Below are 20,410 nucleotides of genomic sequence, written 5' to 3'. Positions count from 1 at the left end.
GCCCCTCTCCGTTCCGCAACCAGGAACTGCTGCTGGGCGCGCGGGTGTACGACCGGCCGGCCGGCGGCGCCTGCCCGGTCGGCCGCGACGTCCTCGTGTGGGCACCCCCGATCCGGCGGGTGCCGCGCGCACCGGCGAGGGTCCACAGCGCCAGCACCAGCGCCGCCGCCAGGCCCGTACCCACACCCGCCCGGAGGCCCGGCGGGCGGAAGTCGCAGGCGACCGGCCCGCCCGTCGCCGGGAAGGCGATCAGGCCGCCGTACGTGCCGGGCGGCCGCCCCTCGCAGGTCCAGCCCGCGATGCGCGGGGCCGCCACGACCACCGTGCCCCGTGCGCCGGGCGGGAGTTCGGCCCGGATGCCCGAGTCCGTCACCTCGACGTGCGTCGCCGCCGTCGCCGTGAGCGCGGCCACCGCGGCCCGCAGACGGGCCCGGTCCAGACAGCCGACCTCGCCCGGGTCGCCCCGCCCGGTCAGCACCGGCCGCGTGCCCGGGACCCGCTGCGCGCCCAGCCACACCATCGCCGCGCGCCGCTTCGGCGCGCCGCCCAGCAGCGACGCCGACCGGTCGCCGAGGGTGGCCCGGCCGGTGAAGTCCGGTGCCCACACGAGGACGTCGCGGCCGACCGGGCAGGCGCCGCCGGCCGGCCGGTCGTACACCCGCGCGCCCAGCAGCAGTTCCTGGTTGCGGAACGGAGAGGGGCCGTAGCGCGGCGGGGGACCCGCGGGCCGGACCGTCACCAGCGGGAGCGCCGCGTCGCCGCGCACGACCGACCCGTCCCGCCAGCGCGCGCCCACACCGAACACGGCGTCCGTCACCGGGTTGTCCAGACTCTGCAGATTGCGCCCGCGCGAGGTCCAGCCGCCGCCGAGGGCCGTCATCGTCTCCGTCAGGACGGCCGGAGTGTGGCTGCTGTAGTACGCCCCGCCCTGGCCGCCCAGCAGCAGGGGTTCGTTGGCGGCGACCCGCGGGAGCCCCGAGTCCGTGCGGTACGCGGGCCAGCCGTCCGCCTCGGCGAGCGCCGCCGCCCGCCGGACGTCCGCGGCGTCGAAGGCCGGGTAGTCGTCGAGCCGGGCGAGGCGCTCCCGGTCCGCGTACGCCGTGGTCGCCGCCGCCTGCCCGACCAGCGTCGCGGCCAGCACGAGCACCGCCAGGGGGCCCGCCCGGCGCCGGCCGGGCGGGACCTTCCGGACACCCCCCAGGGCCGCCCCGGCCGTCACGGCCGCGCCCGCCGCGAACAGCGCGAGTCCCCAGCCGGTCAGCTGCGGACTCGCCAGCGCGCCGGCGCCGAGGACCACCGTCACGCCCAGGCCGCCGAGCACGGACCGCCGGTCCGGCAGCCCGCGTCCGAGGCCCGCCCAGGCCGCCAGGACCAGGACCCCCGCCAGGACGAAGCTCTGCCGGTACGGACTGCCGTTGGGCGTGGCGAACGCGTGCCACACCAGATGGGCCGGACCCCACTGCATCGACACCGCGACCGTCACCACCAGCCCCGTCCACAGCAGCCGCTCCCGCCGGGCGACGTCCCGCCGGAACAGCAGGGACGCGGCGAGCAGCGGCACCGCCGTGCAGACGAAGACGGCCGGGGTGGCGAAGCCGTACGTGGCGGGCATCAGCCGTGCGAGGACGTCCGTCCAGTCCGCGGGCGTGAACTCCCTCGTGACACCCGGGTAGGCGTGGCGGGACCCCAGAAGGACCGGCACCAGGATCGGCGCGGCCAGCCCGACGCCCGTCCCGGCCGTCAGCGCGGCCCTCCCGAGCACCCGTGGGGCGGAGCCCCCCGCCACGGCCAGCCGGACCAGCAGCACCAGGCCGGCGCCCAGCGTCGCCATGTACGCGGTGTAGAAGTTGGCCACCCAGCACACGGCGACGAGCAGCGGCCCCGCCGGCCGGTGCCGCCCCTCACGCACCCACTCGCCCACCAGGCAGAGCAGCGGGAAGGCGATCAGCCCGTCCAGCCACATCGGGTTGTACGTCGCCTCGGCCACCGACCAGCCGCACAGTGCGTAGGAGGAGCCGAGCAGGCCGGCCGCCCACCAGGCGCCCGGCCGCATCCGCAGCAGCAGCGCCGCCGTCGCGGCCGCGGCCACCGCCGTCTTCAGGACGGTGACCGCGTAGAGGGCGTACTCGATGTCCGCGCGCGGGAACAGCCCGACCAGCGGCGCGAACGGGCTGGTCAGGTAGGTGCCGAGGTCGGGCAGGAAGCTCGTGCCCCAGCCGGACTGCCAGTCGAGCAGCAGCCCGCCGTCGCCCCTGCCGTGCAGCAGGTCCCAGAGGTGGGCGTGGTACGGCACGAACTGGTTGGACAGGTCGTTGACGCCCCGCCGGCGCGGACCGAACGGGAAGGCACGCGCGACGGCGTCCCCGGCGCACACGGCGAGCGCGGTGAGGAAGGCGGCGAGGCCGGCGGCCCGGCCGACGGCGCGCGGGGTCCTGATCTCCATGATGGTTCGAATATGCCAGTGCGCGAATCGAAATCACGTCGCACCGGGGCCAGTTCACGCAATGGTCGCCTCATCGCCATGTGGCGAATCCGACGGCGACATCCGGCTCCGTTGTCGTTTCCTGCGTGCTGCTCTCGATCGTGGTCCCGTGTTTCAACGAAGAGGAGATCATCGGCCGCTTCCACGACCATGTGACCACCGAACTCTCGCGATTCGACGGCGAATTCGAGCTGGTCTACGTGGACGACGGAAGTCGCGACCGTACGCTCCCGCTCCTGGAGGAGATCGCCGCCTCCGACCCCCGCGCCCGCTACGTCTCCTTCAGCCGCAACTTCGGCAAGGAGGCGGCGATGCTCGCCGGCCTCCAGCATGCCGAGGGCGACGCCGTCGTCATCATGGACGCCGACCTCCAGCACCCGCCGGAGCTCGTGCACCGCATGGTGGCCCTGCACGCCGAGGGGTACGACCAGGTCATCGCCCGCCGGACCCGCGCCGGCGACCGGGTGACCCGCACCCTGACCGCGCGCGTCTACTACTGGGCGATCAACCGCCTGGTCGACGTCGAGCTCGTCGACGGCGTCGGCGACTTCCGCCTGCTCTCCCGCCGGACGGTCGACTCCATCCTCGAACTCACCGAGTACAACCGCTTCTCGAAGGGCCTCTTCGCCTGGGTCGGATTCCGCAGCACCACCTTCTCGTACGAGAATGCGGTGCGCGAGGAGGGCCGCTCGAAATGGACCTTCGGAAAACTGCTCAACTACGGTCTGGACGGACTTCTCTCGTTCAACGACAAACCGCTGCGGGCGGCCGTGTACCTGGGAATGCTGCTCGTTTCCGTGGCACTGGCGTACGCCGCCTGGATCGTCGGTGTCGCCCTGGTGAACGGCGTGGACACTCCCGGGTACGTCACGCTGCTCGTCACGGTCACGGCCCTGGCCGGTGTCCAGATGGTGATGCTGGGCCTGGTCGGTGAGTACGTCGGCCGTATCTACTACGAGGTGAAGCGGCGCCCGCACTTCCTGGTGAAGGCGACGAACGTGGGTGTGCCGCGGCAGCGGCTGCGGCCCGAGGAGCTCGTACGACGATGACGGTGACCTGGCAGGTGCTGCGCTTCGCGCTGGTCGGGGTCGTGAACACGGCCACGTACTACGGCCTCTACCTGCTGCTGACGCTGTGGCTGCCCTACATCGCCGCCCATGTGATCGCCTTCGCGCTGTCCATGGTCGGCTCCTTCTTCCTCACCACCCACTTCACCTACCGGACCCGCCCGACCTGGCGGAAGTTCCTGCTCTTCCCCCTCACCAACGCGGCGAACCTGGTCATCACCACCGTCGGCGTCTGGCTCCTGGTCGGCGTCGCGGGCCTCGGCAGCCGGTACGCCCCCCTGATCGCGGCGGCCGCGGCGATCCCGGTCACCTTCCTGCTCTCCCGAACGATCATGCTGAGACCCGACACCACCCGAACACGTGACTCGTTGGTCGGAACAGTCGCCTCGAAGTAGTGGCCGCGAAGGAGTGGCCCTGATCACGACGACTGCCTAACATCGATCACCGCAAGGTCGTTCCACTGACGCACGACCCACGCCGGGAGGCTCCTTTGCACCGCCGCACTGCGCTCTCCGTCTCCGCCGCGCTCCTCGCCGCGGCCCCGTTGCTCACCGCCTGCAGCAGTGACGCCCACCCAGGGACGGCGGCCGTCGTCGGCGGCGAGCGCATCGAGGTGTCCAGCCTCCAGGCGCAGGTGCAGGACGTGCGGACCGCCCAGCAGAAGTCCCCGCAGGCCGCGCAGCTGATCCAGGCCACCGGCGACCTCAGCCGCGAGAAGCTGAACGTGATGATCTTCGACCGGGTGGTGGACCAGGTCGCCGAGGACCACGGCATCACCGCCGACCGCGGCGAGGTGCAGCAGACGCGCGCCGAGTTCGCCCGGCAGAGCGGCGGCGAGACGCAGCTCGCCGCGATGCTGCTCCAGCAGCAGGGGGTGGCGCCCGACCAGATCGACGGGGTCGTCCGGCGCACCGTCCTGATGAACAAGATCGCCGCCAAGCTGGGGATCTCCAACACCCCCGAGGGCCAGAAGAAGCTCACCGAGGTCTTCACCGCCGCCTCCAAGGACCTGAAGATCGACGTGAACCCGCGCTTCGGCGCCTGGGACGACGAGAAGATCCAGCTCGGCACCTTCACCGCGCCCTGGCTGCGGCAGATCAGCAAGGCGCCCGAGCCGGTGGAGGCCGGCGCCTGAGCCGGGTCACGGCGCCGCGTAAGGTCGAAGGGTGAACGCTGAAGCACCCCTCGACACCGGTCGCATCGTCCTGCTCACCGCCAGCCATCGGGTGGCGCCCGGACTCCTGTCCTGGCCCGCCTGGCAGGCGCTGCACGGGGCCGACCGGGTGCTGTGCGCCGACGAGCACCACCCCCAGCTGCCGTATCTCCGCGAGGCCGGCGTCTCGGTCGAGCACGCGCGCCCCGACGCCCAGGAACTCGTCGACGCCTGCGCCGGGGGCCGGACCGTTGTGGTGCTGCCGTCCGGCGAGGGGGACCGCGCCCTGACCGACGGGCTCGCCCGGCTGGCCGGCTCCGGCCGGGTCCCGATGCCCGACCTGGAGCTGCTCCCCGGCTCGTACGACCTGCCGGGCGCCCGGCTCCTCGACCTGGTGCAGGTCATGGACCGCATCCGCCGCGAGTGCCCCTGGTCCTCGCAGCAGACCCACAAGGGGCTCGCCAAGTACGGCATCGAGGAGGCGTACGAGCTCGTCGAGGCCATCGAGGACGGGGATCGCGACGAGCTGCGCGAGGAGCTCGGCGACGTGCTGCTCCAGGTCGTCTTCCACGCCCGGATCGCCGAGGAGGACGAGGAGCGGCCGTTCTCGGTCGACGACGTCGCCGGCACGATCGTCGAGAAGCTGATCCACCGCCATCCGCACGTCTTCGGCGACGAGACCGCCGAGACACCGGAGGACGTCAAGGAGCACTGGCTGCGCACCAAGGCCGTCGAGAAGCAGCGCGACTCGGTCACCGACGGGGTTCCGCTCGGACAGCCGGGGCTGGCGCTCGCGGCGAAGCTGGCGGGCCGTGTGCGGACGGCCGGTCTGGACGTCGAGCCGCCGGCCGGCGAGGGCGTCGGCTACGAACTGCTGGCTCTCGCGGCCCGGGCGGACGCGGCCGGTGTGGACCCCGAGGCGTCGCTGCGGGCGGCGGCCCGGGCGTACCGGGACGCGATCCGGGTGGCGGAGGGGCACGGCTCCGACGGCGGGGCCTGACTCCCGCCCCCGCTCAGGTGTCGCGTGGGGCGCGGGCCCCGGGGTTGTGCCACATCGGGTCAGGAGGTCCGAGCAGGCGCTCGGCCGCGGTGCCCGGGCGGACCTGGAAGCGCCCCACGGCCGGCAGGACGTCGTGCAGGATCCGCGCGGGCTCGGCCCCGAGGTGCTCCAGGACGGGCACCGTCTCGGTGAGCAGCGCGGGCGGCCCGGCGAGGTAGACGTCGTGGTCGGGCCAGTGGCCGCACATGGACAGGGCCTGGTGCAGCCGTTCCGTGGCCTGCACGCGCCGGCTGCGCGGCGCGGCGGAGATGCACGTGACGTGCAGCCCGGGGATCCGGTCCCGCAGCAGCTCGGCCTCGTCCCTCCCGTAGAGGTACTCCCGGGCGCGGGCGACGAGGAAGAGGCGGGCCTCGGTCTCCCCGGGGGCCTCGGCCAGCTCCTCGAGGAGCGCCTTCACCGGCGCCCAGCCGGTGCCCGCGGCGATGTAGGTGCGCGGCCGGCCGGGCGGGGTCCGGCCGGTCAGCCCGCCGCCGGGCGCGCTCAGGCGCAGCGTCTCGCCCACGTCCGTCTCGTCGACCAGGGCGGTGCTCATCAGCCCACCCCGGATGCGGCTGACGTGCAGGTCCAGGGTCCCGTCCGGGCGTGGCGCGTTGGCGGCCGAGTAGGTCCGCCAGATCCGCGGGACCCGCAGGGAGCTGACGCTGACGTACTGCCCGGGCAGGTACGGGAAGGGCTGCCGGGGGCGCAGGGTCAGCAGGGCGAGGTCGTCGCCGAGCCGCTCGTGCCGCACCACGTCGGCGTCCCACCAGGCCGGCTCCCCGGACTCCTCGGCGAGGTCGGCGCCCGCGATCATGAGATCGGCGACGAGCGCGTACGCCTCGGTCCACGCCTTCTCCGCCTCGACGCTCCAGGCGGCGCCCGAGGCGTGTGCGAAGGCGGCGACGAGGCTGGTCCCGACGGCGGCGTACAGCGCGGGCGCGGCGAGGAACTTGCGGTGGTCGCGGCCCAGATGCCCGAGGTACTCCGCGAGCGACGGGTCGTCCAGCCGCGTCACCAGCTGGGTCAGCGCGGCGAAGAGCCGGTCGCGCTGCGGCCGCATGTCCTCGGGGAACAGGTCGCGCACGCCCGGGTTGTGCCAGAAGAGGTGCGAGTAGAAGTACGTGACCGCGTGTTCGGCCCGTCTCTCGACGACGGCGAACGTACTCCTGAGCAACTGAGGGTCCACTCGGGAGAATCTAGGCCACACGCCTTCACGACATCGCCACATCTCCTCCGCAAGGGCGCGTTCCGTGGCGGGAGTCGGGCGGGAGCCCGCTGGCGGCCGGCCTCGCGGTGCCGTCGCCGGCCGGTCCCGCGGTGCCGTTCCGGTCCGTTCGCCACCGGGCCCGCGGCGGGTGTCGCGGAGCGGTCGGGCGCGGGCGCGGAGGGCTGGTCGTGCATGGCCCCGACACTATCCGGCCCGGCCGCGCACCTATCCGGCCCGGCCGCGCACGACCCCCCGGCGGGGCAGCCCGCCGGGGGGTCGTGCGCGGCCGGGCCGGATAGTGTCGGGGCCATGCACGACCAGCCCTCCGCGCCCGCGCCCGAGCTCTTCACCTGGGAGTTCGCGAGTGATCCGTACCCCGCCTACGCCTGGCTGCGGGAGCACGCGCCCGTGCACCGGGCGACCCTGCCGAGCGGGGTCGAGGCGTGGCTGGTGACGCGCTACGCGGACGCGCGGCAGGCGCTGGCCGACCAGCGGCTCTCCAAGAACCCGGCGCACCACGACGAGCCGGCGCACGCCAAGGGGAAGACCGGGATCCCCGGGGAGCGCAAGGCCGAGCTGATGACGCATCTGCTCAACATCGACCCACCGGACCACACCCGGCTGCGGCGGCTCGTGTCGAAGGCGTTCACCCCGCGCCGGGTCGCGGAGTTCGCGCCCCGGGTCCAGGAGCTCACCGACCGGCTCATCGACGGGTTCGCGCGGGAGGGGAGTGCCGACCTCATCCACGAGTTCGCCTTCCCGCTGCCCATCTACGCCATCTGCGACCTGCTCGGCGTCCCGCCGGAGGACCAGGACGACTTCCGGGACTGGGCCGGGATGATGATCCGGCACGGCGGCGGCCCGCGCGGCGGGGTCGCGCGCTCGGTCAAGAAGATGCGCGGCTATCTGGCGGAGCTGATCCACCGCAAGCGCGGGGAGCCGGGCGACGACCTCATCTCCGGGCTCATCCGGGCCTCCGACCACGGGGAGCACCTCACCGAGAACGAGGCCGCGGCGATGGCCTTCATCCTGCTCTTCGCCGGCTTCGAGACCACGGTCAACCTGATCGGCAACGGGATGTACGCGCTGCTGCGCCACCCCGGGCAGCGGGAGCTGTTGCAGACCTCGCTCGCGGCGGGTGAACGCGGCCTGCTGGAGACCGGTGTCGAGGAACTGCTGCGCTTCGACGGGCCGGTGGAGATGGCGACCTGGCGGTACGCCGTGGAACCGCTGACGATCGGCGGGCAGGCGATCCCGGCGGGCGATCCGGTGCTCGTCGTGCTCGCCGCCGCCGACCGCGACCCGGCGCGGTTCGCCGGGCCGGACACGCTCGACCTCTCCCGGCGCGACAACCAGCACCTCGGGTACGGACACGGCATCCACTACTGCATCGGTGCCCCGCTCGCCCGGCTGGAGGGTCAGACCGCGCTGGCCACGTTGCTGACCCGGCTGCCCGATCTGCGACTTGCGGGCGATCCGGCCGATTTGCGCTGGCGGGGCGGGCTCATCATGCGCGGATTGCGCACGCTTCCGGTGGAGTTCACCCCCCTTGCGAGCTGACGGTGCGTCATAACTGTGACTTTTACGTGATCTCCGCTGCATCGACTTGTGACTGACGTTCGAATGCCGCTACGTTCACCGTCGTCTCAAGCAGTCAGGCGAAAGGCACTCCGTATGCGCTCCGGGAACGGACGACACCGCAGACCCAGGCAGGCCCCCGCGATCATCGTGGCCGCAGGCGTGACGGGTTCGGCCCTCGCGCTGCCACTGCTCGGCGCAGGGTCCGCCTCCGCCGCCGACGCGGCCACCTGGGACCGGGTCGCCGAGTGCGAGTCGGGCGGCCTGTGGAGCGCCGACTTCGGCAACGGGCTCTACGGCGGGCTCCAGTTCACCCAGGAGACCTGGGAGACCTACGGCGGCACGGCCTACGCCTCGCGTGCCGACCTGGCCAGCCGCTCCCAGCAGATCGCGGTCGCCGAGAAGGCGCTCGCCGCGCAGGGCACCCAGGTCTGGGCCACCTGCGCCCCGATCGCCCAGCTGACGAACGACGGCGCCACCCCCGAGGTCGACCCCGGCACGAGCCCCGCGCCGACCACGCCGACCGCGCCCGCCACCCAGGCGAAGCCGGACGCCGCCAAGCCGGCCACCCCGGCCGGGACCGCCGCGACGCCGGGCGCGCCCGCCACCTCCACCACGCCGGAATCATCCGATGCGTCCGTTACGCCCGGTACGTCGGACTCGACCGGCGATCCGGACTCCGCCGCCGGCGACACGGCCGGCCCGGGCAACGGCAAGCACCGGGGGGAGGCTGCTCGCGAAGAGGGCAATTCGGGCGAGGGGCAGGAAACCGGACGTCACGCCTCGCCGGCTGACGGGCAGCCAGGCGGGTCGGCCGGTCAGGCTGGTTCGGAGGAATCGGGCACTACGGACACTTCGGGTGAATACACCGTCCAGCCCGGCGACAGCCTCTCCGAGATTGCACGGGAGAAGGCGCTGCCCGGCGGCTGGACCGCCCTCTACGACGCCAACCGTCAGACGGTGGGCGCCGATCCGGACCTCATCCTCCCTGGTCAGAGCCTCGACCTGAGCGAGGAACCCGTGGAAACCCAGGGGTAGTTCGAGGACTTATGTCCGTTCTGTCCAAGTGAGACATGAGTCTCTTCGTCCCGCTTGGCGTGTCACGTCCGCAAAGTTTGCTCCGATCGCCCCTCACCTGCGTAAACACCCCTCATGGGGGTGCAGGGAGGGGCGATTTGGCCGTTTTGGCCTTCTTTGAACTTCCCGAGGTCTGTGTCTACGGTCGGGACCGCTCGCCACCGCGGGCCCCGTCGACCGGTAACGCCGAATCCTGCCGCCGGCCGAGGGGAACAGTCGTCGCGCAAGCGCCGTAGGCAGGAGCGGGGGACCCAAGGTAAGTGCCGGTCCCGGCCGTTGAGACAGACGGCCGGAACTCCGGCTCGGGGTGAAGCCGCGTGCTCGTCACGTGGCCGGGCAACTCACATGGCCCGAACCCGACAGCTCACCTCGCAGGCGTCGGTGAGGAGAATTCCCATGCTGTTTTCCGTCAAGGGCAAACACCGTCGTTCCTCCAAGGCCACCCGCGCCATCGCTCTCGCCGGAGTGGCGGGCGTCGCCGTCGCCGCCCCGCTCATGACCGCCGGGTCCGCCTCGGCCGCGACCGCCTCCGAGTGGGACGCCGTCGCCCAGTGCGAGTCCGGTGGCAACTGGTCCATCAACACGGGCAACGGCTTCTACGGCGGCCTGCAGTTCTCGGCCTCCACCTGGGCCGCCTACGGTGGCACCGCCTACGCGGCCAGCGCCGACCAGGCGTCGAAGTCCCAGCAGATCGCGGTCGCCGAGAAGGTCCTGGCCGGCCAGGGCAAGGGTGCGTGGCCGAGCTGCGGCGTGGGCCTGTCCGGTGCCGCGTACACCGGTGGCACCGCCGAGAGCGCCCCGGCGCCGGAGCGCAAGGCCGAGCAGCCGACCACCCGCAGCGAGCAGCGCACGGCCCCGAAGGCGACGCCGAAGAAGGCCGAGTCGAAGAAGACCGTCACCACCCCGACCGGCAAGAAGGTCAAGAAGGGCGACGGCGAGTACAAGGTCACCGCCGGCGACACCCTGAGCAAGATCGCCGCCGCCCAGCACGTCAAGGGCGGCTGGGAGAAGCTCTTCGAGCTCAACAAGGACGTCGTCGAGGACGCCGACCTGATCTACCCGGGCCAGCAGCTTCACCTGAAGTGAGCCCGGCGGCCCGGGTGAGTCCGGCGGCTCACCGGGTCCTGTGACCCTCCCGCGGTGACCACCCCGGTCCGGCGCGCCCTCCCCCGTGCGCGCCGGACCGGGGTTCCTCGCATTACCGATCGGTAGCTTCGGGTCCCTTCGCCCCCTTATGCATGCCCTTGGGTCCTTTTTCGTCCCAGGGGGCGGGCGCCCGGCTGGCCGGAGCCTCCGAGCCGGTTAGGCTCTTGTCGCAAGGCCAAGCGACCCTGCACGGCTCTTGCGTCACATCTAGCGTCACATCCCAGAAGGAGATGCTCGTGCCGTCCATCGACGTCGTCGTAGCCCGGGAAATCCTGGACTCCCGAGGCAACCCCACGGTCGAGGTCGAGGTCGGCCTCGACGACGGCAGCACCGGCCGTGCTGCCGTTCCGTCCGGCGCCTCCACCGGTGCGTTCGAGGCTCTCGAGCTCCGCGACGGTGACCCCAACCGCTACCTCGGCAAGGGTGTCGAGAAGGCCGTCCTCGCCGTCATCGAGCAGATCGGCCCGGAGCTCGTCGGCTACGACGCCACCGAGCAGCGCCTGATCGACCAGGCGATGTTCGACCTGGACGCCACCCCGGACAAGTCCTCGCTCGGCGCCAACGCCATCCTCGGCGTCTCGCTCGCCGTGGCCCACGCCGCCTCCGAGGCCTCCGACCTGCCGCTGTTCCGCTACCTCGGCGGCCCGAACGCGCACCTGCTGCCCGTTCCGATGATGAACATCCTGAACGGCGGCTCGCACGCCGACTCCAACGTGGACATCCAGGAGTTCATGATCGCGCCGATCGGCGCGGAGTCCTTCTCCGAGGCCCTGCGCTGGGGCACCGAGGTCTACCACACCCTCAAGTCCGTCCTGAAGACCAAGGGCCTGTCCACCGGTCTCGGCGACGAGGGCGGCTTCGCGCCGAACCTGGACTCCAACCGCGCCGCGCTCGACCTCATCCTCGAGGCCATCAAGCAGGCCGGCTACGTCCCCGGCAAGGACATCGCGCTCGCCCTCGACTGCGCCGCCTCCGAGTTCTACAAGGACGGCAAGTACGAGTTCGAGGGCAAGGCCCGCTCGGCCGCCGAGATGACCGAGTACTACGAGGAGCTCGTCGCCGCGTACCCGCTGGTCTCCATCGAGGACCCGCTGTTCGAGGACGACTGGGCCGGCTGGAAGGCCATCACCGAGAAGCTCGGCTCCAAGGTGCAGCTGGTCGGCGACGACCTGTTCGTCACCAACCCCGAGCGTCTGGCCCGTGGCATCGAGGAGGGCTCCGCGAACGCCCTCCTGGTCAAGGTCAACCAGATCGGCTCGCTGACCGAGACGCTGGACGCCGTCGAGCTGGCCCAGCGCAGCGGCTTCAAGTGCATGATGTCCCACCGCTCCGGCGAGACCGAGGACGTCACCATCGCCGACCTGGCCGTCGCCACCAACTGCGGCCAGATCAAGACCGGCGCCCCGGCCCGCTCCGAGCGCGTCGCCAAGTACAACCAGCTGCTGCGCATCGAGGAGATCCTCGACGACGCCGCGGTCTACGCGGGCCGCAGCGCCTTCCCGCGTTTCAAGGGCTGACGGCTTCACACCCGGCAGTTCCGGCCGTCCCCGCACTCGGTCCCGTACCGTGTGCGGGGACGGCCCTGCTTCCGCTACCGGGAAGCGCGCCCGGACGGAGCCCGGAACAGGGGAGGCGCAGACCATGGCAGCGAAGGACCGGGACCGGTTCTCGACCGCGACCCGGATCAGGCTGCTCGGCGAGCAGACCGCCGCCCGCGTCTACCGCTCCCAGACACGCCGTCAGGCGCGCCGCTCCCGGCTCACCGGCCGCGCGGCCTTCCTGGCCCTGATCGTCTGCTCGCTCGTGGTGGCGCTCGCCTACCCGATGCGGCAGTACGTGTCCCAGCGGAGCGAGATCGCCGACCAGGAGCGCCAGGCCGCCGAGGCCGCCGACCGGGTCGAGCAGCTGAGGGACGAGAAGGCCCGCCTCCAGGACCCGGCGTACGTCCGCCGCCTCGCCCGTGAGCACCTGCACTACGTCGTGCCCGGCGAGACCGGCTTCACCGTCGACGACCCCGACGCCGCGCGCGCCCGCCGCGCCGAGCAGGGCGAGGCCGGACAGCCCTGGTACTCCCATCTCTGGGAGGGCGTCGACCACGCCGACGCGGCCCGCTGACCCCACGACGCGAGACAATGGCACCGCGCCGCGGCGCCCCGCGCGCCCGTCCGCCGGTCGCCCGACCACCGCACCGCACCGAACCGCCCCCGACGAGAAGACAGACGCAGGCATGCAAACGCCCCCTCCGCAGACCCCACGCACCGAGCCCACCGACGCGGACGTCGCCGCCTTCCAGGACCAGCTCGGCCGCCCGCCCCGGGGACTGCGCGCCATCGCGCACCGCTGCCCCTGCGGCAACCCGGACGTCGTCGAGACCGCGCCGCGGCTCCCGGACGGCACCCCCTTCCCCACCACGTACTACCTGACCTGCCCGCGCGCGGCCTCGGCCATCGGCACGCTGGAGGCCAACGGGGTCATGAAGGAGATGCAGGCCCGGCTCGGCACCGACCCGGAGCTCGCCGCCGCCTACCGGGCCGCGCACGAGGACTACATCGCGCGCCGTGACGCCATCGAGGTCCTGGAGGGCTTCCCGAGCGCCGGCGGCATGCCGGACCGGGTGAAGTGCCTGCACGTCCTCGTCGGCCACTCGCTGGCCGCCGGCCCCGGCGTGAACCCGCTGGGCGACGAGGCCCTCGCGATGCTCCCCGAGTGGTGGGCCAAGGGCCCCTGCGTCACGCCGTGCGCCGACAAGGACGCGGAAGAGGAGGGGAAGTGACCCGGGTCGCGGGCATTGACTGCGGTACCAACTCCATCCGCCTGCTGGTCGCCGACGTCCACCCCGAGACGGGCGAACTGGTCGAGCTGGACCGGCGGATGACGATCGTGCGCCTCGGACAGGGCGTCGACCGGACCGGCCGGCTCGCTCCGGAGGCCCTGGAGCGCACCTTCGCGGCCTGCCGCGCCTACGCCGAGGTGATCCGGGAGCTCGGCGCCGAGAAGGTCCGCTTCGTGGCCACCTCCGCGTCCCGCGACGCCGAGAACCGCGACGAGTTCGTCGCCGGGGTCCAGGACATCCTGGGCGTCGAGCCCGAGGTGATCACCGGTGACCAGGAGGCCGAGTTCTCCTTCACCGGCGCCACCGGCGAGCTGTCCGGCACCGAGAAATACCTGGTCGTGGACATCGGCGGCGGCTCCACCGAGTTCGTCGTCGGCAACCGCCACGTCGAGGCCGCCCGGTCCGTCGACATCGGCTGCGTCCGGCTGACCGAGCGGCACGTCCGCAGCGACCCGCCGGCCGCCGCGGAGGTCGACGCGATCCGCGCGGACGTCCGGGCCGCCCTGGCGCTGGCCGAGGAGACCGTACCGGTCGCCGCGGCCGGGACCCTCGTCGGACTGGCCGGCTCGGTGACCACCGTCGCCGCGATCGCGCTGGGTCTGGAGGAGTACGACTCCGAGCGGATCCACCACTCCCGGATCTCCCGCGACCAGGTCGCCGCCGTCGTCGAGCGGCTGCTGGCCTCCACCCACGACGAGCGCGCGGCGATCCCCGTCATCCACCCGGGGCGGGTCGACGTCATCGCCGCCGGGGCGCTGGTCCTGCTGGAGATCATGGAACGGACCGGGGCCCGCGAGGTCGTCGTCAGCGAGCACGACATCCTGGACGGGATCGCCCTCTCCGTGGCATAACGGGCGCCCGGCGACGCGGCCCGCGAGGCCCCGCCGGGAAAGTTCGTGAAGTTCTTCACAAGGAAAAGAGTCCCCGTGGGGGCCACAGAGGGCCATTCGGGCCTCCAGGGGCCCTGCGGGGACTCTTTCGTAGGTGCGGGGGCCGCTTCGCACCATGTTTCCATCGCGTGAACGCACCCTGTGGTTCAGCGTTAACGAGTGCTCTCCAGGCCAGTTCACAAGGGGTGAACAACGTCCGCCCCGACCCCGTGGTTCCTTTGCTGCTCATGACCTGGGTCACGTGGGGCGCGGAGTGTAGCAGAGGTACCCGGAGAGCTTGTGAAGGGGCGCACGAGCGACCCCCCTCGGAGGGGTGGATACTCGATGGCATGAGCACCACGGAGCGTCCCAGGATCCTCGTAGTAGGCGGTGGGTACGTAGGCCTGTACGCAGCTCGACGCATTCTCAAGAAGATGCGTTACGGAGAGGCGACCGTCACGGTCGTCGACCCGCGCTCGTACATGACGTACCAGCCCTTCCTCCCCGAAGCCGCCGCAGGCAGCATCTCCCCGCGTCACGTCGTCGTCCCGCTGCGACGCGTCGTGCGCGGAGCCGAGGTGCTCACCGGTCGCGTCACCACCATCGATCAGGACCGCAAGGTCGCCACGGTCGCGCCGCTCGTCGGCGAGGCCTACGACCTGCCCTTCGACTACCTGGTCATCGCGATGGGCGCGGTCTCCCGCACCTTCCCGATCCCCGGCCTCGCCGAGCAGGGCATCGGTATGAAGGGTGTCGAGGAGGCCATCGGCCTTCGCAACCACGTCCTGGAGCAGCTCGACAAGGCCGACTCCACGACCGACGAGGACGTCCGCCGCAAGGCGCTGACCTTCGTCTTCGTGGGCGGCGGCTTCGCCGGCGCGGAGACCATCGGCGAGGTCGAGGACATGGCCCGCGACGCGGCGAAGTACTACACCAACGTGAAGCGCGAGGACATGCGCTTCATCCTGGTCGACGCCGCCGACAAGATCCTTCCCGAGGTCGGCCCGGAGCTGGGCCGCTGGGGCAAGGAGCACCTCGAGGGCCGCGGCGTCGAGATCTACCTCTCGACGTCCATGGACTCCTGCGTCGACGGCCACGTCGTGCTGAAGAACGGCCTCGAGGTCGACTCCAACACGATCGTCTGGACCGCCGGCGTGAAGCCGAACCCGGCGCTCGCCCGCTTCGGCCTCCCGCTCGGCCCCCGCGGCCACGTGGACGCCCAGCCGACCCTCCAGGTCACCGGCACCGACTACATCTGGACCGCGGGCGACAACGCCCAGGTTCCGGACCTCGCCGCCCGCAAGGCCGGTGTGGAGAACGCCTGGTGCCCGCCGAACGCCCAGCACGCGCTGCGTCAGGCGAAGGTCCTCGGCGACAACGTGGTCTCCGGCATGCGGGGCTTCCCGCAGACCGAGTACAGCCACGCGAACAAGGGCGCGGTGGCGGGCCTCGGCCTCCACAAGGGCGTCGCGATGATCGTCATGGGCAAGATGAAGATCAAGCTCAAGGGCCGTCTCGCCTGGTACATGCACCGTGGCTACCACGGTCTGGCCGTGCCCACCTGGAACCGCAAGATCCGCGTCTTCGCCGACTGGACCCTCGCGATGTTCCTCAAGCGCGAGGTCGTCTCCCTGGGTGCCATGGAGACGCCGCGCGAGGAGTTCTACGAGGCGGCCAAGCCCGCCCCCGCTCCGGCCGCCGCCGCGAGCCAGGAGAAGGCCAAGGCCTCCTAGCCCTCCCGTGGTACCCGCAGGACCCGCATGACCGTAAATGCCGAAGGGTCGTCCGCCATCCGTGGTGCGGACGGCCCTTCGGCATGTCCGCCCGGGTGTTTTGCCGACTCGTTGCGCTGGTTCGGGACTGCTTCGGCCTACGGAGAGTGTTTACGTGGTGACGAGCATTTCTGGGGCACGACATCACGGAGGTGTGCACCATGGCCGACGCCGCATCGCGGCTGACGACACTCGCCGAGGACCTGCTCGGCGTCCCGTTCCCGGTCCGACTGCGGGCCTGGGACGGCAGTGAGGCCGGCCCCGCGGGCGGCCCGGTCCTGATCGTCCGGCAGCGCCGCGCCCTGCGCCGGCTGATCTGGCGGCCCGGTGAACTCGGCCTGGTCCGCGCCTGGGTCTCCGGCGAGATCGACGTCGAGGGCGACCTGTACGAGGTCCTGGACCGGCTGGCCGGAGTGGTCTGGGAGCGCGGCGAGGAGGCGAGGAGCGCCCTGGAGTCCGTACGCGACCCGAAGGTGCGGGCCGCGGCCGGCGGCCTGCTGAGACTCGCCGGACTCCTGCCGCCCCCGGCGCCGCCCGCCGAGGAGATCCGGCGGCGCACCGGCTCCCGCCACAGCAAGCGGCGCGACAAGCAGGCGATCAGTCACCACTACGACGTGGGCAACGACTTCTACGAACTGGTCCTCGGCCCCTCCATGGTCTACTCCTGCGCCTACTGGACCGAAGGCGGCACCCTGGAGGACGCCCAGCGCGACAAGCTGGACCTCATCGCGCGCAAGCTGGACCTGAAGGAGGGCGACCGGCTCCTCGACGTCGGCTGCGGCTGGGGCTCCATGGCCGTCCACGCGGCCCGCGAGTACGGCGCCCGGGTGGTCGGCGTCACCCTCTCCCGCGAGCAGGCCGTCTACGCCCGCAAGCGGATCGCCGAGGAGGGCCTGACCGACCGGATCGAGATCAGGGTCCAGGACTACCGGGACGTCACGGACGGCCCGTTCGACGCGATCTCCTCGATCGGCATGGCCGAGCACGTCGGCGCGGTCCGCTACCGCGAGTACGCCGACACGCTGTACGCCCTGCTGAAGCCGGGCGGCCGGCTGCTCAACCACCAGATCTCGCGCCGCCCCGAACCGGACGAAGCCGCCTACCGCGTCGACGCGTTCATCGACGCCTACGTCTTCCCCGACGGCGAGCTCGCCCCCATGGGGCGCACCCTCACGCTGCTGGAGGACGCCGGCTTCGAGGTCCGCGACGTGGAGGCGCTGCGCGAGCACTACGCCCTCACGCTGCGCCGCTGGGTCGCGAACCTGGAGAGCGACTGGCCCCGGGCGGTGCGGAGCACCTCGCCCGGCCGGGCGAGGATCTGGCGGCTCTACATGGCCGCCTCCGCCGTCTCCTTCGAGCGCAACCGGATCGGCGTGAACCAGTTCCTGGCGGTCCGGACCCCGGGGCCGGGCACGTCCGGGGTGCCGTTGCGCCCCCGGGTCTGGGACGAGAGGCGCCGGTAGGCGAGGACGCGAGTACGCGGAAGGGCCGGGTCCCCGTTTCGGGGGACCCGGCCCTTCCGCGTGCCGGTGGAACCGTCACTCGGCCTTGATCGCGGCCAGCATGTTCAGCTTCGCCGCGCTGCGGGCCGGCCACAGGGAGGCCAGCACGCCGACGAGTCCGGCCAGCACCAGGAAGACGGCGATCCGGTCCCAGGGCAGCACCAGGGCGTAGTCCGGCAGGCTGTTCTTCAGGGTCTCGCCGATCGCCCAGCCGAGGAACGAGCCCAGCCCGATGCCGACCACCGCGCCGAACAGCGAGATGACCACGGCCTCCAGCCGGACCATGCGCTTCACCCGGCGCCGGTCCAGGCCGATCGCCCGCAGCATGCCGATCTCCTGCTGACGCTCGAAGACCGACATGGCCAGGGTGTTCACGACGCCCAGCACCGCGATGATCAGGGCCATCGCCAGCAGGCCGTACATGATGTTCAGCATCATGTTGATGACGCCGCCGAACGAGTCGCGGATGTCCTTCTGGTCCATGACCGTCATGGCCGGGTTGTCGCCGAGGGCCGTCACGACGGCCTTCTCGGCCGCGGCGGACGGGCCGCCGTCCATCTTCACGAAGATCTGCGGGATGTACGGCTTGGGGTCGTGCCGGTTGAGGATCTCGCTGTCGAGGACCAGCGGCGAGACGAACTCGCTCTCCTCGAAGACCGCGCCGACCTTCAGCTCGCCCTTCTTCTTGTCGGAGAACTCCACCGGCACGGTCGAGCCGACCTTCCAGCCCTTCTTCTCGGCCGTCTTGTCGGCGACCGCGACCCGGCCGTCGGCCAGGGAGCCCAGCGAACCGGCGACCACATGGAGGTTGAGCACCTTCTCGACGTCACCCGGGGTGACGCCGGAGACGGACGCGAAGTCGCCCTTCAGCTGCACCCAGCCGGCCTGCTGCGGCGAGACCGCCGTCGCGCCCGGGGTCTTCTCCACGGCGTCCAGCGCGGCCTGGTTGAGGCCCTCGCCGCTGGCCATGGTGATCATGTAGTCGGCCTTGATCTGGTCGGTCGTCATCCGGTCCACGGCCGAGCCGACCGTGGCACCGAGCACGGACAGACCGGTGACCAGGGTGAGGCCGATGGCGAGAGCGGAGGCCGTGGCGCCGGTGCGGCGCGGGTTGCGGACCGCGTTCTGCCCGGCCAGCGAGCCGGCCACGCCGAAGGGCTTCAGGAGCGGCCGCGTCAGCGCGATCACCGGGCGGGAGAGCAGCGGGATCAGCACGATCACACCGATGAGGCAGAGGAAGGCCCCTCCGGCGATCAGCATCCGGCCTTCGTCGCCGCCCTTTCCGGCGCCCAGGACGATGGCGAGCGAACCGACACCGGTGACGATCGCGCCGATGGTGTTGCGGACGACCAGGGACTTGGTGGTGGCGACCGCGTGGACGCTGCTCATCGCGGCGACCGGCGGGATCTTCGCGGCCCGGCGGCCCGGCAGCCACGCGGCCAGCATCGTGATGAGCACGCCGACGGCGAGGGCCGAGACCAGCGGGGTGGTGCCGACGACGAGCTCGCCGTCCGGGACCTTGAGACCGAAGGCGTTCATGCCGGCCCGCAGGGCCACCGCGAGACCGATGCCGAGCCCGAAGCCGACGAGCGACGCGACGAGGCCCACCACACCGGCCTCGGCCAGCACGGAACGGGTGATCTGCTTGCGCGAGGCACCGACGGCGCGCATCAGCGCGAGCTCCTTGGTGCGCTGGGCGACCAGCATGGTGAAGGTGTTGGAGATCAGGAAGACGCCGACGAAGAGCGCGATGCCGGCGAAGCCGAGCAGCATCTGGTTGAGCGCGCCGAGGCCGGACTCGATGTCCTTGGCCTGCTGGTCGGCGAGGGCCTGGCCGGTCTGGGCGTCGGCCGAGTCGCCGACGACCTTCCGCACGGCCGTGAGGATCTTCTCGTCGTCCGCGCCCGGCTTGCCGGCCACGGTGATGTCGTAGAAGAAGCCGGGACGGAGGTACAGCTTCTGCGCCTTGGCGGTGTCGAACAGCACGAGGCTGCCGCCGGCGTTGACCGCGCCGTCCTCGGTGGTGAAGACACCGGACAGGGTGTACGTCTCGACCGGGCCGTTGGTGGCCACGCGGACGCGGTCGCCGACCTGGTAGCCGCCCTTGTCGGCGGTCTCCTTGTCGAGGGCGATCTCGTCGTCCTCCACCGGCCCGGTACCGGCGGTGAAGGCGTACGAGGCGTCCTCGCCGTTCCCGCCGGGGGCGAAGTTGCCGCCCTTGTTGGACCAGCCGGAGCCGATCAGCTTGCCGGCCTTGTCCGGGACGCCGGCGAAGCCGCCGACCCGGCCGGTGGCCGCGGCGACGCCGTCGATCGCGGCGATCTTCTGCCGGGTCTGCTCGGACAGGCCCGGCGTCTTGACCGGGTCGGCCTGGTTCGCCGCGGCGCTGACGGAGACGGCGACGTCGTCGTAGCTCTTGGCGGACTGGTTGCGGAAGGCGCCGGAGAGCGTGTCGGTGAAGACCAGCGTGCCGGAGACGAAGGCCACGCCGAGCATCACGGCGAGCACGGTCATCAGCAGCCTGGCCTTGTGCGCGAGCACGTTGCGCAAGGCGGTACGGAACATGGTGTGGGTGTCCTGGAGTGGGGCCGGCCGCGAGGCGCCGGGGGCGGCAGGAGTCCGGCGAGTCTCAGCAGGCCGCCGGCCGCGGCCCGCACCTTCGGGTCGCGTACGGACTCCAGGGCG

General features: G+C 72.0%; 16 protein-coding genes and 1 riboswitch. Of the genes, 13 read left to right on the top strand and 3 right to left on the bottom strand.

Annotated elements, in window-relative coordinates; all coding sequences use genetic code 11:
- On the bottom strand, nt 1-2,443 hold a 2,443-nt coding region (locus EAO71_RS15745; protein WP_187282680.1), incomplete at its 3' end, for a YfhO family protein.
- Nucleotides 2,444-2,568: 125 nt separating this feature from the next.
- On the opposite strand from EAO71_RS15745, the gene EAO71_RS15740 reads away from it, so the two are divergent.
- From EAO71_RS15740 to EAO71_RS15725, 4 genes are all read left to right on the top strand, one after another.
- Nucleotides 2,569-3,531, top strand: coding sequence for a glycosyltransferase family 2 protein (locus EAO71_RS15740; RefSeq protein WP_147978301.1), 963 nt, complete (start codon nt 2,569-2,571; stop codon nt 3,529-3,531).
- Nucleotides 3,528-3,944: a GtrA family protein gene (locus tag EAO71_RS15735; protein WP_147978300.1), complete on the top strand. Its 417-nt coding sequence runs from the start codon at nt 3,528-3,530 to the stop codon at nt 3,942-3,944. The genes EAO71_RS15740 and EAO71_RS15735 overlap by 4 nt, the downstream gene beginning before the upstream one ends.
- Before the next feature lie 95 nt (nt 3,945-4,039).
- On the top strand, nt 4,040-4,684 hold the full coding sequence (locus EAO71_RS15730) for a SurA N-terminal domain-containing protein (RefSeq protein WP_147978299.1): 645 nt from the start codon (nt 4,040-4,042) through the stop codon (nt 4,682-4,684).
- 31 nt (nt 4,685-4,715) lie between these two features.
- A complete protein-coding gene (locus EAO71_RS15725; protein ID WP_147978298.1) occupies nt 4,716-5,702 on the top strand; it encodes a nucleoside triphosphate pyrophosphohydrolase in 987 nt (328 codons plus the stop codon).
- 13 nt (nt 5,703-5,715) lie between these two features.
- On the opposite strand, the gene EAO71_RS15720 is transcribed toward EAO71_RS15725, so the two are convergent.
- Nucleotides 5,716-6,927 carry a globin domain-containing protein gene (locus tag EAO71_RS15720; RefSeq protein WP_147978297.1) on the bottom strand — a complete coding sequence of 404 codons (1,212 nt, stop codon included), beginning with the start codon at nt 6,925-6,927 and terminating at the stop codon, nt 5,716-5,718.
- Nucleotides 6,928-7,257: 330 nt separating this feature from the next.
- Here EAO71_RS15720 and EAO71_RS15715 point away from each other — a divergent pair, with 330 nt between their 5' ends.
- From EAO71_RS15715 to EAO71_RS15675, 9 genes are all read left to right on the top strand, one after another.
- The gene (locus tag EAO71_RS15715) at nt 7,258-8,508 is read left to right on the top strand and encodes a cytochrome P450 family protein (protein ID WP_147978296.1); all 1,251 of its coding nucleotides are present in this window, start codon (nt 7,258-7,260) and stop codon (nt 8,506-8,508) included.
- 114 nt (nt 8,509-8,622) lie between these two features.
- A complete protein-coding gene (locus EAO71_RS15710; protein WP_147978295.1) occupies nt 8,623-9,564 on the top strand; it encodes a transglycosylase family protein in 942 nt (313 codons plus the stop codon).
- A gap of 257 nt (nt 9,565-9,821) precedes the next feature.
- Nucleotides 9,822-9,996: riboswitch (cyclic di-AMP (ydaO/yuaA leader) on the top strand.
- 3 nt (nt 9,997-9,999) lie between these two features.
- On the top strand, nt 10,000-10,689 hold the full coding sequence (locus EAO71_RS15705; RefSeq protein WP_147978294.1) for a LysM peptidoglycan-binding domain-containing protein: 690 nt from the start codon (nt 10,000-10,002) through the stop codon (nt 10,687-10,689).
- A gap of 290 nt (nt 10,690-10,979) precedes the next feature.
- Nucleotides 10,980-12,266, top strand: coding sequence for a phosphopyruvate hydratase (gene eno, locus EAO71_RS15700; protein WP_147978293.1), 1,287 nt, complete (start codon nt 10,980-10,982; stop codon nt 12,264-12,266).
- Between the two features lie 124 nt (nt 12,267-12,390).
- Nucleotides 12,391-12,864, top strand: a complete 474-nt coding sequence (locus EAO71_RS15695) for an FtsB family cell division protein (protein ID WP_147978292.1) — start codon at nt 12,391-12,393, stop codon at nt 12,862-12,864.
- A gap of 112 nt (nt 12,865-12,976) precedes the next feature.
- A complete protein-coding gene (locus EAO71_RS15690) occupies nt 12,977-13,522 on the top strand; it encodes a DUF501 domain-containing protein (protein WP_147978291.1) in 546 nt (181 codons plus the stop codon).
- Nucleotides 13,519-14,433 (top strand): Ppx/GppA phosphatase family protein, encoded by a 915-nt coding sequence (locus EAO71_RS15685; RefSeq protein ID WP_147978290.1) that lies wholly within the window; start codon nt 13,519-13,521, stop codon nt 14,431-14,433. The genes EAO71_RS15690 and EAO71_RS15685 overlap by 4 nt, the downstream gene beginning before the upstream one ends.
- A gap of 368 nt (nt 14,434-14,801) precedes the next feature.
- The gene (locus EAO71_RS15680; protein ID WP_147978289.1) at nt 14,802-16,184 is read left to right on the top strand and encodes an NAD(P)/FAD-dependent oxidoreductase; all 1,383 of its coding nucleotides are present in this window, start codon (nt 14,802-14,804) and stop codon (nt 16,182-16,184) included.
- A gap of 200 nt (nt 16,185-16,384) precedes the next feature.
- On the top strand, nt 16,385-17,686 hold the full coding sequence (locus EAO71_RS15675; RefSeq protein WP_147978288.1) for an SAM-dependent methyltransferase: 1,302 nt from the start codon (nt 16,385-16,387) through the stop codon (nt 17,684-17,686).
- 75 nt (nt 17,687-17,761) lie between these two features.
- On the opposite strand, the gene EAO71_RS15670 is transcribed toward EAO71_RS15675, so the two are convergent.
- Nucleotides 17,762-20,290 carry an ABC transporter permease gene (locus EAO71_RS15670; RefSeq protein WP_147978287.1) on the bottom strand — a complete coding sequence of 843 codons (2,529 nt, stop codon included), beginning with the start codon at nt 20,288-20,290 and terminating at the stop codon, nt 17,762-17,764.
- Nucleotides 20,291-20,410 lie beyond the last annotated feature (120 nt).

This window comes from Streptomyces sp. MS191 (genome assembly GCF_008042125.1).
GTDB lineage: Bacteria > Actinomycetota > Actinomycetes > Streptomycetales > Streptomycetaceae > Streptomyces.
This window is presented reverse-complemented; position numbering and strand designations above follow the sequence as displayed.

Coding starts and splice junctions, on each gene's coding strand:
- EAO71_RS15735 (WP_147978300.1), top strand. CDS start 3,528: ATGACGGTGACCTGGCAGGTGCTGCGCTTCGCGCTGGTCGGGGTCGTG.
- EAO71_RS15715 (WP_147978296.1), top strand. CDS start 7,258: ATGCACGACCAGCCCTCCGCGCCCGCGCCCGAGCTCTTCACCTGGGAG.
- EAO71_RS15710 (WP_147978295.1), top strand. CDS start 8,623: ATGCGCTCCGGGAACGGACGACACCGCAGACCCAGGCAGGCCCCCGCG.
- EAO71_RS15705 (WP_147978294.1), top strand. CDS start 10,000: ATGCTGTTTTCCGTCAAGGGCAAACACCGTCGTTCCTCCAAGGCCACC.
- eno (WP_147978293.1), top strand. CDS start 10,980: ATGCTCGTGCCGTCCATCGACGTCGTCGTAGCCCGGGAAATCCTGGAC.
- EAO71_RS15695 (WP_147978292.1), top strand. CDS start 12,391: ATGGCAGCGAAGGACCGGGACCGGTTCTCGACCGCGACCCGGATCAGG.
- EAO71_RS15690 (WP_147978291.1), top strand. CDS start 12,977: ATGCAAACGCCCCCTCCGCAGACCCCACGCACCGAGCCCACCGACGCG.
- EAO71_RS15680 (WP_147978289.1), top strand. CDS start 14,802: ATGAGCACCACGGAGCGTCCCAGGATCCTCGTAGTAGGCGGTGGGTAC.
- EAO71_RS15675 (WP_147978288.1), top strand. CDS start 16,385: ATGGCCGACGCCGCATCGCGGCTGACGACACTCGCCGAGGACCTGCTC.
- EAO71_RS15670 (WP_147978287.1), bottom strand. CDS start 20,290: ATGTTCCGTACCGCCTTGCGCAACGTGCTCGCGCACAAGGCCAGGCTG.